The organism is Serratia rubidaea, assembly GCF_016026735.1.
Taxonomy (GTDB): Bacteria; Pseudomonadota; Gammaproteobacteria; order Enterobacterales; family Enterobacteriaceae; genus Serratia_B; species Serratia_B rubidaea.
The window spans coordinates 2,938,090-2,950,459 of sequence record NZ_CP065640.1 but is presented as its reverse complement, the minus strand read 5'-3'; the positions used below and the strand labels follow the sequence as shown (position 1 = coordinate 2,950,459).

Here is a 12,370-nt window from a genome sequence, read left to right as displayed (position 1 = left end):
TGCCGCCGCGCTCCATAGCCAAAAGCAGGCAGATATGCTTAACTTCCTTTTTATTAAAGGCTGAATACATTACTTACCTAACAAGGTTGCTATGGATATTATCGATCACCAAATTCTGGCGCTGCTGGCAGAGGACGCGCGCATGTCGCTGAAAACGCTGAGCGCCAAAGTGGGGCTGTCTTCGCCGAGCACCTCAGAACGGCTGCGGCGGCTGGAGGAGAGCGGCGTGATTCAGGGCTACACCCTGAACGTCAATCTGCAGGCGCTGGGCTACGGCTTTCAGTCGCTGGTGCGCCTCAAGCCGCTGCCGGGGATGCTGAAGAAGGTGGAGCAGATGGTCGCCGCCATTCCGGAGGTGGTGGAGTGCGACAAGGTGACCGGGGAAGACTGCTTTATCATACGGCTGGCGGCGCGTTCGCTGGAGCAGCTCGACCAGATCCTCGATCGGCTGGCCGAGCAGGCGCAGAGCAACACCTCAATTGTGAAAACCACGCCGGTGAAGCGCCGCCTGCCGCCGCTGGCGCTTTAACGGCGACGACGGCGGGCGAACGGGTTGCCCTTCTTCTTCTCTTTTTTGACCGCGTCGGCGGCCGACTTCAGCGCCGCCAGGTGCGCCTTGTCGGCCTCCGGCACCGCCCGCTGTTCGATCGGGAACACCGGCAGCGCCGCCAGCAGGCGCGAGCCGTAGCTTTTGGTCAGCAGCCGGCGGTCGTAAATCATGATCTCGCCGTAGCACTGGTTGCTGCGGATCAGCCGGCCGACCTGCTGGATCAGGTTAAACGAGGCGCTGGGCAGGCTCTGCACCTCAAACGGATAGCGCTTCAGGGTTTTCAGCCACTCGCCTTCGGTGAGGATCACCGGGCTGTCGATCGGCGGGAAGGCGATCTTGTGGATGTGCACCTGCGTCAGCAGCTCGCCCTTCAGATCCAGCCCTTCGGCGAAGGACTGCAGCCCCACCAGCACGCTGGCCACGCCCTTCTCCACCCGCTTGCGGTGCTCTTCCACCAGCCGGTAGCGCGGCTGGTCGCCCTGCACCAGCAGCATCAGCCGTAAATCGGTGACGTAGCTGAGGAAGGTCTGCATCGCCCGGTTGCTGCTGAACAGGATCAGCATGCCCTTGTGCTGCCCGCCGGCCACCTCGGCGCGGAAGCAGCGCGCCATCTCTTCCAGATGCTGCGCCTCGTTGGCCATCGACGGCTCAAACTGCATGGCGGGGATGACGATTTTGCCCTGCTCGACGTGGTTGAACGGCGAGGAGAGCACCTCGAAGCGGTCGCCGGCCTTTTCGTTCAGGCCGCTCATCTCCTGCAGGCGGGCGAAACTGTTAAGCGAACGCAGGGTCGCCGAGGTCACCACCACGTGCGGCACGTTGCGCCACAGCAGCTTCTCCAGCTGATCGCTGACGCGGATGCCGACGCAGTGCAGATACAGGTGGGTGACGTTATCGCGCACCTCGCGCGTCACCCATTTGGAGATCGGCGCGTTGGAGGATTTATCCATCGCCGCCAGCTTCCACAGCTTGCTCATCGCCTCCAGATAGCCCAGCGTGCGGCTCATCTGCAAAATCGTGCGGTGCAGACGCACGATATCGTGCTTGCCGGTCTGCTCGCTCAGGTCGTTGAGAATAAACTCCGCCAGCCCGCGCAGCCCGTCGGTCAGTTTGAACAGCCGCGCGCAGCTCTCCACCATCTCCGGCGGCAGCGCGCCCATCTCAAAGCGGTGCTCCGCCGCCGCGCCGTCGCCAGGCAAGTAAGCGCTTACCTGATGTTCAAACGCCTGCATCAGCTCGCGCAGCTCCTCGCAGTGGTTTTTCAGCCGCTCGATATTCGCCAGCCCCGGCGGATTCTTCGGCCGGTACTGGGTCATGCACAGTTCCACCTGCCGCACGATCATATCCAGCTGCAGGTTGGCGGACAGCGCAGTGATCTCCCCTTCCATCTCCAGCGCGTCGCGCGCCACCTCCGGCAGGTGGTGGCCCTCGTCCAGCACCAGCAGCAGCTCTTTCGGGTTGGGCAGTACCGATTCGCTCTCCAGCGCCGCCATCACCAGCGCGTGGTTGGCGACCACCACGTCGGCGCTCTCAATCTCCTTGCGCGCCAGATAAAACGGGCACTCGCGGATATAGTGGCAGTTGCGCCCCAGGCAGTTGGCCTTGTCGGTGCTCAGCTTGGCCCACAGCGTATCGTCAACCGACTGCGCATAGTGGTCGCGCAGGCCGTCCCACTCGTGGCGGGCCAGGGATTTTGACAGTTTCTGGCACAGCGCCTGTTCTTCGCCGTTGGAAGGCGCCAGCTCGTCCTCGTCGAGATACAGCATCAGATCGCCCTGCTCGGCCACGTCGGTGCTCATCGCCGCCAGGTTGCGCGGGCACACGTAGCGCCGGCGGCCGAACGCACCGGTAAACTTCAGGTCCGGGATGATTTTCTTCAGCAGCGGCAGATCCTTGCTGTAGATCTGGTCCTGCAGCGCCACGTTGGCGGTGCTGACCACCAGCGGCTTGCCTTCGTCGCGCCCGACGGCGATGCCGGGGATCAAGTACGACAGGGTCTTGCCGACGCCGGTCGGCGCTTCAATCGCCAGGTGGCGCGGGTAGTCGCCCGCCAGCGTTTTGGCGACGTCGGCAATCATCTGCCGTTGCGGCGCGCGGGAAATAAAGTCCGGTATTTGCTGCTGCAGGGCCTTGTACCACTTGCCGATCTGATCTTTAACTGAGGAGGTGAGCGCCATTCAACTCTTATCTAAACGAAATGATGGCGCTATTGTCCCACAGACGAGGCGCGCCGTCAGCCCGGCTGAGCGACGCATCGTCCGCTTTGCGCAGCGCCGCGCATTATTCCAGCGGCGCAACGTGGTCGAAGTGCGCCTGAAACAGCGCATTCAGCAGCGGCAGCTGCTCCACCCGCCCGGCGATGGCGGTCAGCTGCGGGCAGTGCTGCAGAAACCAGCGGCGGCCGGGCCGCCAGTTGCACATCACGGCGATATACAGATCCAGCGCGCTGAAGGTGCGGCCGAGAAACCACGGCCCGGCGTCGCTGGCGGCCGCGGCGCACTGCAGCCACAATTGCTCGCGGTGCGGGGCGATCGCCTCCTCCAGCCGCTCCGGGCGGCGGCTGTTCGGCAGCCAGGTCTCCGGGTGGTCGCCGTAGGTGAAGGTCGGGTAAATCGCGCTGTTGATAAACATCAGCCAGCGCAAAAAACGCGGCAGCGTCGCCGCGCCCGCCTCCGGCGCCAGCTCCGCATGGGGCGCACGCGCATGCAGCAGCAGCACGATCGCCGCGCTCTCGGTCATCACTTCGTTATTGGGCAGAATCAGAGTGGGCACTTCTCCCAGCGGATTGAGCCGCAGTAAGCGCTCACGCTCCGGGCTGTCCGCCGCGTAGTCCACTTCCTCATAGCCCCAGGGAAAGCCGGTCAGCTCCAGCGCGGCGGCGACGATGGTCGAACCGCAGCCGCGGCAGCCGAGCAGGGTATAGGTATCACGCATAACGCCTCCGTAACGGCAGGGTTCGCGGCGCGTCCGCTGCGCCAGGCTGTTGTGGCGCGCGCCGCCAAACGGCCGCGCTACGCTTAACTGTAGACCAGCCGCCCCACACTTTCCCGCTCGGTTTTTCAGCATGCAGCACAGATATCAATGTGCTGTCATAAAGGCATCACACAACCTTGGTAAAAAATCTGCGCTGCCATCATTCCGGCAGCGGTAATAGCCATAAATAGTGGCGATAGCCTTTTCATTCAAAAAAGCAGGGACAACCATGAAACGTCATCTTCTCGCCGTTATGCTTCCGGCGCTTTTTATTGCACCTTCGACTTACGCGGCAGAAATTTATAATAAAGACGGAAATAAACTGGATCTGTACGGCAAGGTAAAAGGATTACACTATTTTTCCGACGCGGCCGACAGTGACGGCGATAAATCGTACGTGCGCTTCGGCTTTAAAGGCTCCACGCAGATTAACGACCAGCTGACCGGCTACGGCCAGTGGGAATACCAGGTTGCCGTCAACCACGCCGAGTCCGAAGGCACCAGAGACAGCAAAACCCGCCTCGGCTTCGCCGGCCTGAAGTTCGGTGATTACGGCTCCGTCGACTACGGCCGCAACTACGGCATTATCTACGACGTCGGCGCCTGGACCGATATGCTGCCGGAGTTCGGCGACGACGCCTATATCAAGACCGACAACTTTATGAACGGCCGCACCAACGGCGTCGCCACCTACCGCAACAACGACTTCTTCGGCCTGGTGGACGGGCTGAACTTCGCCGTGCAGTATCAGGGCAAAAACGAGAATGACGACCGCGCGGCCAGCAAGGCCAACGGCGACGGCTGGGGGCTGTCATCCAGCTATGAAGTGGTGGACGGCCTGAGCTTTGGCGCCGCCTATGCCTCCTCCAACCGCACCAGCGCGCAAAAGCTGGGCGACTACGGCAAGGGCGACAAGGCGGATATCTGGGCGGCCGGCGTGAAATATGACAACAATAACCTCTATCTGGCGGCCACCTATTCAGAAAGCCGCAATATCGTGCCGCTGTCCGGCACCGCGACCATTAACCAGAACAGCACGGCGGTAAAAGGCTTCGCCAATAAGGCGCAGGGCTTTGAACTGGTGGCGCAATATCAATTCGACTTTGGCCTGCGTCCGTCAATTGGCTATGTACAGTCGAAAGGCAAAGATATTGAAAATATCGGCGATGCCGACCTGGTGAAATATATCGACGTCGGCGCCTACTATTACTTTAATAAAAACATGTCCACCTATGTGGATTATAAAATCAACCAGCTCGACAGCGACAATAAACTGGGCCTGTCAGACGACGACGTGGTCGCCGTCGGTCTGGTGTATCAGTTCTAAACGCGCGTAACCACCACTGCGTCTCTTGATGGCTGCGGCCAGTTGATTACCAGCGTTACTTTGCCGGGCCGGCTGCGCCCGGCTTTTTTATTTTCACCGCCGGCTCACAGCAGCCCGCGCAGGGTGATAAACATCAGCAGACTGAGCACCACCACAATCAGCGTATTGCGCAGGAAAAACGCCAGGATCACCGCAAACAGCGCGCCCCACAGGTACGGGTTATCCGCCACGCCGCGCCAGCCGGCATCGCCGTACATCACGATCGGCCCGCTGATAGCGCTGAGCACCGCCGGCACCGAAAATCCCAGCAGCTTATGCAGACGCGGCGACAGCCGCAGCCGCAGGCCCGGCGCCAGAAAACAGTAGCGGTTAAAAAACACCACCAGCCCCATCAGCAGTATGGTCAGCCAAATCATGACGCCTCCCTGCTGCACAGCAGCCCCACCAGCATCGCCGCGACGCTGGCGATAATCAGCGCGCCGGGGATCTGATAGTGGTGCAGCACCACCGACAGCAGCAGCGCGGTCAGCGCACAGGCCAGCACCGGCAGGCTGCGCACCAGCGGCACCACAATGGCGATAAACGTCGCGGCAATGGAAAAATCCAGCCCGTACGCGTCCAGATTGCCAATGCTGCCGGCGGCGGCGATCCCCAGCCAGGTGGTGAGCAGCCAGCAGACATAAAACGTCAGCCCGGCGCCCAGCGCATACCAGCGGTCAAAGCGCGCGGCACTGTGGTCGCCGGTCAGGGCGAACAGCTCGTCGGTGAGTAAAAAGCCCAGCAGCAGCCGCCAGCGCAGCGGCAGCGGCGCAATGCCCGCCCGCAGCCGCAGCGCGTACAGGAAATGCTGCGCGGTGACAAAGAACGTGGACAACAGAATCGCCAGCAGCCCGGCGCCGCCTTTAATCATCCCCATCGCCACCAGTTGCGAAGCGCCGGCAAATACAATCGCCGACATGCCCAGCCCCTGCGACGCCGTCAGGCCGCTCTGCAGCGCCATCGAACCGGCGAGGATCCCCCAGGGCAGCACCGCCAGGCACAGCGGCAAGATCGCCAGCGCCCCCTGCAGCGCGGGCCGCAGGCGCGGCGTCGGAATAGGTAAAGATGAATGGGTCATGGCGCGCTCCGTGATAAAAAGCGCAGCCTAGCGTGGCCGCAACGTCGCGGTATTGTATGTAATTGCCCGCTTAGCGCAGCGAGTTGACGTAGTCGCCGGGGGTGACGCCTATCGACTTGCGGAAATGGCGGTGGAAGTGGCTCTGATCGTGAAAGCCGCAGGCCAATGCGCTTTCCAGCACGCCGTGGCCCTGCTTGAGCAGGCCGCGCGCCTTACGCAGCCGCGCCTGAATCTGATAGGCGTGCGGCGGCAGGCCGGTCACCCGCTGGAACTGCCGCAGCAGGTAATAGGGGCTGAGGGAGACCCGCTCCGCCAGCTCCAGCAGCGAGACGTCCACTTCCGGGTACTCATCCAGCAGCGCCTTCACCAGCGCCACCTGACTTTGCGCCCGGCTCTGCGTCGCCGGCGTCACGCGGGTTTTGCTGTAGCGCATCATCAGCCAGGTCAGCGCGGAGAACAGCATGGTCTCTTTCAGCAGGCGGTTTTCGTTGCTTTGCAGCATGCCGAACGCCAGCCGCAGCTGCCCCGCCAGCCCGACGTCGTGCACCACCGCCTGAGGGAAATAGGGCGCGCCGCCGGCGCAGCTCTTTAAATCGCGCGACAGCCGCGCCAGCAGCTCCGGGTTGGGATACATCGCCTGATAGGCCCAGCCGTTGTCCGCCGCCGAGCTGCCGGTGTGGATCTCGTCGGCGTTCACCAGAATAATGCTGCCGTGTGGCGCCACGTGCTCGCCGCCGGTGCGGTAGAAACGCTGGGCGCCGTCGTCAATCACGCCGATGCAGTAGCCTTCATGGCTGTGGCGGGAAAAGGTCTGACGCAGATAGCTGGCCTGCAGCACTTCCAGCCCGCCGAGCTCGTCGACGTGCATAAAGTGCGTCTGTTCTTGTCGCCCGCGGGCCGTTTGCCTGGTCATCGTCACCTCCGTCATAGCGCTTATTCTAGCATCCGCCGTCCATGCGGTTTTGTACAAAATTGACCGCATCCGCCCGCAAAAAGAGTCATAAATGGCGGTTGGCGGCGGTTTTCAGAGTAATGGCATTGAGTTGACGGTAATATTACGTTAAATTTAGCAAGTGTTGCCTTGGAATAAGCAGGAGTAAAGCGGGAAATATGGCCAGAATCAGTCTGGAAAATGGCGAGTGCACCGCACAGTCTGTCAGCGACCGTCTGCTGAAGTTGCTGAAAGTACGCGGCCCGCAGCAGGCCACCGAGGCCGGCAAAGTGCTGGGCACCACCGGCGAAGCGGCGCGTCAGCAGTTCGTCAAGCTGGCCAAAGAGGGCCTGGTGGAAGCGCGCGCCGAAACCCGCGGCGTCGGCCGCCCGGTGCAGCTATGGCATTTGACAGCCGCCGGCAACGCCCAGTTCCCGGACGCGCACCCTGAACTGACGGTGCAACTGCTGCGCACCGTGCGCGATAAGCTCGGCGAGCAGGCGCTCGGCGTGCTGATTGAAAGCCGCGAGCAGGAAACGCGCATCAACTATAAGCAGGCGATGATCGGCGCCGTCACCCTGCAGGAGCGCGTCGCCCGTCTGGCGAAGGTGCGCTGCCACGAAGGCTATATGGCCGAATGGTGCGCGCTGGAAGACGGCAGCTACCAACTGGTGGAAAACCACTGCCCTATTTGCTCCGCCGCCAGCGTATGTCAAGGCTTTTGCCGTTCAGAACTCAGTATTTTCCGTGAGGTACTGCAGGCGCAGGTGGAGCGTATCGAGCACGTCCTGTCTGGCTCCCGCCGCTGCGCCTACCGTATTTCTGATTTATAACGCACCCCGTGCGGGAAAATTAGGAGACCGAGCAATTGTTCCATCACGTCTACTTATACTACGTTGAGCGCTGCCCCGCCGCCGCGCGCATCAAAGGAGACGTTATGACCAGCCCGCACTTTTCCCCGCTTACCGCCCGCTCCCCCGCTTTAGCTCTGCGGTTTGGCGCGCCATGAAGCTGCATGCCGGATTCTGGCTGATCACCCTGTGCTTTGGCGCCTACTGGGGGCTGGCGGTGTACGGCCGCGACCGGGCGGCGCTGGCCCTGGCGATTGGCGCCGTAGCGGCGCTGGCGCTGACCCCAGCGACGCGGCGCAAATGGGCAGTGCTGGCGGCGCTGGCGGGCATCGCGATGGACGCCGTCTGGTGCTACGGCGGTGTGCTGCAGTTTACCGACCATGCCGGCGTGCCGGTCTGGATGATGGCGCTGTGGCTCGCCTTCGGCTGCTGGTGGTGCTGGCTGCTGCAGCTGATCCGCCTCTCCGCCTGGCCCATCGCCCTGTTCGGCGCGGTCGCCGGGCCGCTCAGCTACCTGCTCAGCTGGAAGTTACAGGCGTTCAGCCCGCAGATCGCCCCGGACCTGATGCTGCTGTCCCTCTCGGTCGGCTGGGCCGTTTACCTGCCCGCCGTCAGCTGGCCGCTGCTGCGCCGTCGCGCCGCGGCCTGAGCCCTCCAAGCGCTGTCCGCACCAACGCTGCGGACTTTTAACATTTCACTAAAGACGCCGCAGGGACTATACTCTTCCGCTGTTTTAAGCAACCTGCGAAAACCGCCCCATGCTGAAAAAAGCCTTCGTCATCATTATCGCCCTGTGCGCCCTGGGTTCCCTCGGCGGCGTCTTCCTCGCCGGCCTGAACATCTACACCCGCTCCACCACGCCGCAGCCGGAAGCCAGCAGCGAAAGCGCCGCACCTTCCGTCATCCCGGCGCCGAGCGCGCAGGAACGCTAAGCGTCAGAGCGCCGTCACGCCGGCCGCTGCCGCCTGCCGTTCCAGTTCGGCAATCACCTGGTAGTCCGCCCGCGGCACCAGGCTGAAATCGCCGATCAGCAGGCTGTCGCTGGCGGGGTCGCTGACCATTTCATTGGCCGCCGCGCGCAGGATCTCCACCTGCCCCTGCGACGTACCGGCGGCGGTGATCAGCGGTAACCCCGGCACCGAAGCGGTGCGGCCGATGATTTTCACCCCGTGCAGCGCCTCCGGCTGCGCCCGGCGCAGCAGTTCCAGACTGACGCTGTCGATAGCGGCGATATCCGCCTCCCCGCGCTGGATCATCTTCAGCGACTGATAGTGCGCGCCGGAAGCCAGCGCCTTGCCGAAAAAGCGGCCGTCCTGCGCCAGCGGCGCAATCAGCGCCCGCAGGCTGTTATAACCGGACTGTGAGTCGGTGCTGTTATACGCCGCCGTGCGGCCGCGAAAATCGGCCAGCCGTTCGCCGGGATCGTCCTCCCGCACCACCAGCCAGCTGCTGTAATTGGGGCCGTTGCAGCCCTCGACCCGATAGTGATAGGTGCCGATCACCTGCACCTGCGGCAAATAGGCCACCAGCGGATAGCCGCAGGTCTGGCTGAGCAGCAGATCCGGCTGCCGCCAGTGCCGCGCCAGATCCTGCGGCCAGCTCAGCGTCTCCGGCGCCTCCAGACCGTAGGCCTGCAGCCTGGCGCGCAGCGCACGCCAGAACGGTTCCACCTGTTGATGCGTCACGCCGTACATCGGTAAAGATACTTGCATCGCCACTCCCCCATCCCGTCTATCCTGATGGCCTGCGCCGCCAACGCCGCGTCAGCCATGACGGATATGCCTTACCCAACGTTCAAACACCCTATCAACAATGATAGCCAGTAACGCCACAACCAGCGCGCCTTGAATCACATAGGCGGTATTAAAACCGCTCAGGCCGATAATGATCGGCGAACCGAGAGTTTTGCTGCCGACCGTCGAGGCGATGGCGGCGGTGCCGATATTGATAATCACCGAGGTGCGGACGCCGGCGAGGATCACCGGCGCGGCCAGCGGCAGTTCGACGCGCCACAGCACCTGCCACGGGCTCATGCCGACGCCGGTTGCCACTTCCCGCGCCGCCGGCGGCACCGCGCCGATGCCGGCTAGCGTGCCCTGCAGGATCGGCAGCAGCCCGTACAGCACCAGCGCAATAATCGCCGGCTGCTCGCTAAAGCCCATCACCGGCACCGCCACCGCCAGCACCGCCACCGGCGGGAAGGTCTGGCCGACCGCCACCAGCGTCTCCACCAGCGAACGAAACTCCTGCCCGGCCGGCCGGGTGACCGCCACCCCCGCCGACACGCCGATCAGCACCGCAATCAGGCTGGAGACGCCCACCAGCGTCAGGTGAGCCAGCAGCAGCGAGATAAAACTGTCCTGCTGATACACCGGCCGCTGCAGGTCGGGGAACCAGTAGGCGAACAGGCCGTGCAGCTGGTTCATGCCGAACACCAGCGCCAGCAGCAGCGCCGTCGCCCACGGCAGCGGGTCGCGCAGCCAGCGCCACAGACCCCCGCTCATGACAGCGCCTGCTGCGGAGCGATCAGATCGTGAAAATGCAGCACGCCGCGCGCCGCCCCCTGCTCATCCACCACCGGCAGCCGGTCGCTGCCGCGGGCGACAAACACCGACAGCGCCTCGCGCAGGCTCATCGCGGTGCTGATCGGCTCGCCGTCGGCCTGGCCGGGACGCACCCGCTCGCCGACGTACCCCAGCGCCAGCAGCTTGATGCCGCGATCGCTGCGGCCGAAGAAGTCGCGCACAAAGTCGTTGGCCGGGCGGGTCAGCATCTCCAGCGGCGTACCCTGCTGCACCACGCGGCCGGCGTCCATCAGCACCACCCGGTCCGCCAGCGCCAGCGCCTCGTCGATATCGTGCGTCACCAGCACGATGGTGCGGCCGGACAGCTGATGAATACGCGCCACCTCCGCCTGCAGCGCCGCGCGGGTCACCGGGTCAAGCGCGCCGAACGGCTCATCCATCAGCAATACTTCCGGGTCGGCCGCCAGCGCCCGGGCGACGCCGACCCGCTGCTGCTGCCCGCCGGACAGCTGGTGCGGATAGCGGTGGCGGAACAGCGCCGGATCCAGATGCAGCAGCTCCATCAGCTCCGTCACCCGGTCGCGGATGCGCGCGCGCGGCCATTTCAGCAGCTGCGGCACGGTGGCGATATTCTCCTCCACCGTCCAGTGGGGAAACAGCCCGATAGACTGGATGGCGTAGCCCATGCGCCGCCGCAGATCCTGCGGTTTGAACTTGTGGATCTCTTCACCGGCGAAGTAGATCTTGCCCTTATCGTGCTCAATCAGGCGGTTGATCATCTTCAGCGTGGTGGATTTCCCGGAGCCGGAGGTGCCGATCAGTACGGTAAATTCGCCGGCGGCGATATTCAGCGACAAATCATCCACCGCGGCTTTGCCCTGAAACAGCTTGCTTACCTGGTCAAAGTTAATCATCGGCGGGTTGCTTCCAAGATTGAAATTATCAGTTTAAACAGCGAGTCGACCACGACCGCCATCACGATCACCGGGATCACCCCGAGCAGCACCAGATCCAGCGCGCTGCTCAGCAGCCCCTGAAACACAATGGCGCCGAAGCCGCCGGCGCCAATCAGCGCGGCCACCACCGCCATGCCCACGGTCTGCACCGCCAGAATGCGCACCCCGGTCAGCAGCAGCGGCAACGCCAGCGGCAGCTGCACGCGCGCAAAGATCTGGCCGCGCGTCATACCCATGCCGCGGGCGGACTCGATCACGCTGGCCGGTACGCTCTGCAGCCCGGCGGTCACGCTGCGCACCAGCGGCAGCAGCGCGTACATCACCAGCGCGACGATCGCCGGCGCCAGCCCGATGCCGTTGACGCCGTGGCGCGCCAGCCACGGGATCGCCGCCGCCAGCCCGGCCAGCGGTGCGATCAGCAGGCCGAACAGCGCGATCGACGGCACGGTCTGGATAATATTGAGCGTGGAGAACACCGGCGTCTGCCAACGCTGCGAGCGGAAACAGAGCACGCCGAGCGGTACGCCGATCGCCAGCGTCGGCAGCACCGTCAGCAGCAGAATGGTCAGGTGCTGCCACAGCGCGGCGTCAAACACCTCGCGCCGGTTGTGGTACTCCTTCAGCAGCGAGAGCGCATCCAGCTGCTGGCTGAACAGCAGCCACAGTGCCGGCGCCAGCGTCAGCAGGTTGCCGCAGATGCGCCACAGCGGCGAGGCGGTGATGCGCTCCATGGCATTGGCCGCCATCAGCAGGCACAGCGCCAGCATCAGCCAGCAGCCGCCGCTCCAGGAGGTGCGCGCCAGCGCCGAACCGCTCTGCGCCAGCTGCCGTGCGGCATCGCCGCTCAGCCACAGACTCAGCGTCAGCAGCGCCGAGGCGGCCAGCACCGTCAGCAACGCGTACCCGCGCCGCGGCGGCAGCAGACTGAGCAACGCCAGTGCCGCCAGCGGCGCCAGCAGCCACAGCGCGCGGCCGTGCAGCAGAGAGAGCAGGGAAATACTTTGCCCGGACAGCAGGCGGTTGGGCGCATAGCTGAGGAACGGCAGGCCAAACGCCGCGAGAAGCAATAGCAGAAACAGCGTCAACAGCACGCGGTTTTTTAGAACGGTAGTCAAAGAAACGCTCCGGCATCCTGGTGTA

The 12,370-nt window shown here is 63.8% G+C and carries 14 protein-coding genes; 5 read left to right on the top strand and 9 right to left on the bottom strand.

The genetic code is table 11. The annotated features are described in order from the left end of the window. The first annotated feature begins 91 nt into the window (after positions 1-91). The gene (locus tag I6G83_RS13845) at positions 92-529 is read left to right on the top strand and encodes an Lrp/AsnC family transcriptional regulator (RefSeq protein ID WP_015671518.1); all 438 of its coding nucleotides are present in this window, start codon (positions 92-94) and stop codon (positions 527-529) included. Here I6G83_RS13845 and dinG read toward each other — a convergent pair. Further along, entirely contained in the window at positions 526-2,727 is a 2,202-nt protein-coding gene (gene dinG, locus I6G83_RS13840) for an ATP-dependent DNA helicase DinG (protein WP_054304980.1), read from the bottom strand. The two genes, I6G83_RS13845 and dinG, sit on opposite strands and share 4 nt — an antisense overlap. A 103-nt stretch (positions 2,728-2,830) precedes the next feature. Beyond that, positions 2,831-3,484: a glutathione S-transferase family protein gene (locus tag I6G83_RS13835; RefSeq protein ID WP_015671516.1), complete on the bottom strand. Its 654-nt coding sequence runs from the start codon at positions 3,482-3,484 to the stop codon at positions 2,831-2,833. Between the two features lie 268 nt (positions 3,485-3,752). On the opposite strand from I6G83_RS13835, the gene ompC reads away from it, so the two are divergent. Continuing rightward, positions 3,753-4,850: a porin OmpC gene (ompC, locus tag I6G83_RS13830; protein WP_054304981.1), complete on the top strand. Its 1,098-nt coding sequence runs from the start codon at positions 3,753-3,755 to the stop codon at positions 4,848-4,850. 104 nt (positions 4,851-4,954) lie between these two features. Here ompC and I6G83_RS13825 read toward each other — a convergent pair whose 3' ends face one another. From I6G83_RS13825 to I6G83_RS13815, 3 genes are all read right to left on the bottom strand, one after another. Continuing rightward, complete coding sequence (locus tag I6G83_RS13825) at positions 4,955-5,266, bottom strand: AzlD domain-containing protein (RefSeq protein ID WP_015671514.1); 312 nt, start codon at positions 5,264-5,266, stop codon at positions 4,955-4,957. Next, entirely contained in the window at positions 5,263-5,967 is a 705-nt protein-coding gene (locus tag I6G83_RS13820) for an AzlC family ABC transporter permease (protein ID WP_054304982.1), read from the bottom strand. Before I6G83_RS13820 ends, I6G83_RS13825 begins: the two co-directional genes overlap by 4 nt. Positions 5,968-6,037: 70 nt before the next feature. Then, complete coding sequence (locus I6G83_RS13815) at positions 6,038-6,880, bottom strand: AraC family transcriptional regulator (protein WP_015671512.1); 843 nt, start codon at positions 6,878-6,880, stop codon at positions 6,038-6,040. A 197-nt stretch (positions 6,881-7,077) separates the two neighbouring features. On the opposite strand from I6G83_RS13815, the gene I6G83_RS13810 reads away from it, so the two are divergent. The 3 genes from I6G83_RS13810 to I6G83_RS13800 all read left to right on the top strand — a co-directional run bounded on the left by I6G83_RS13810 (position 7,078) and on the right by I6G83_RS13800 (position 8,681). Continuing rightward, complete coding sequence (locus I6G83_RS13810) at positions 7,078-7,731, top strand: helix-turn-helix transcriptional regulator (RefSeq protein WP_054304983.1); 654 nt, start codon at positions 7,078-7,080, stop codon at positions 7,729-7,731. Positions 7,732-7,903: 172 nt separating this feature from the next. After that, positions 7,904-8,398: a DUF2878 domain-containing protein gene (locus I6G83_RS13805; protein WP_015671510.1), complete on the top strand. Its 495-nt coding sequence runs from the start codon at positions 7,904-7,906 to the stop codon at positions 8,396-8,398. Between the two features lie 109 nt (positions 8,399-8,507). Further along, positions 8,508-8,681 carry a hypothetical protein gene (locus I6G83_RS13800; protein ID WP_164722744.1) on the top strand — a complete coding sequence of 58 codons (174 nt, stop codon included), beginning with the start codon at positions 8,508-8,510 and terminating at the stop codon, positions 8,679-8,681. A gap of 3 nt (positions 8,682-8,684) precedes the next feature. Here I6G83_RS13800 and I6G83_RS13795 read toward each other — a convergent pair whose 3' ends face one another. From I6G83_RS13795 to I6G83_RS13780, 4 genes are read right to left on the bottom strand one after another with little or no spacing between them, the layout of a single operon-like run. Continuing rightward, positions 8,685-9,461: a phosphate/phosphite/phosphonate ABC transporter substrate-binding protein gene (locus tag I6G83_RS13795; protein WP_054304984.1), complete on the bottom strand. Its 777-nt coding sequence runs from the start codon at positions 9,459-9,461 to the stop codon at positions 8,685-8,687. 51 nt (positions 9,462-9,512) lie between these two features. Then, positions 9,513-10,253: an ABC transporter permease gene (locus I6G83_RS13790; RefSeq protein ID WP_054304985.1), complete on the bottom strand. Its 741-nt coding sequence runs from the start codon at positions 10,251-10,253 to the stop codon at positions 9,513-9,515. Next, the gene (locus I6G83_RS13785; RefSeq protein ID WP_054304986.1) at positions 10,250-11,188 is read right to left on the bottom strand and encodes an ABC transporter ATP-binding protein; all 939 of its coding nucleotides are present in this window, start codon (positions 11,186-11,188) and stop codon (positions 10,250-10,252) included. The genes I6G83_RS13790 and I6G83_RS13785 overlap by 4 nt, the downstream gene beginning before the upstream one ends. Continuing rightward, on the bottom strand, positions 11,185-12,345 hold the full coding sequence (locus I6G83_RS13780; protein WP_015671505.1) for an ABC transporter permease: 1,161 nt from the start codon (positions 12,343-12,345) through the stop codon (positions 11,185-11,187). The genes I6G83_RS13785 and I6G83_RS13780 overlap by 4 nt, the downstream gene beginning before the upstream one ends. Positions 12,346-12,370: the final 25 nt, after the last annotated feature.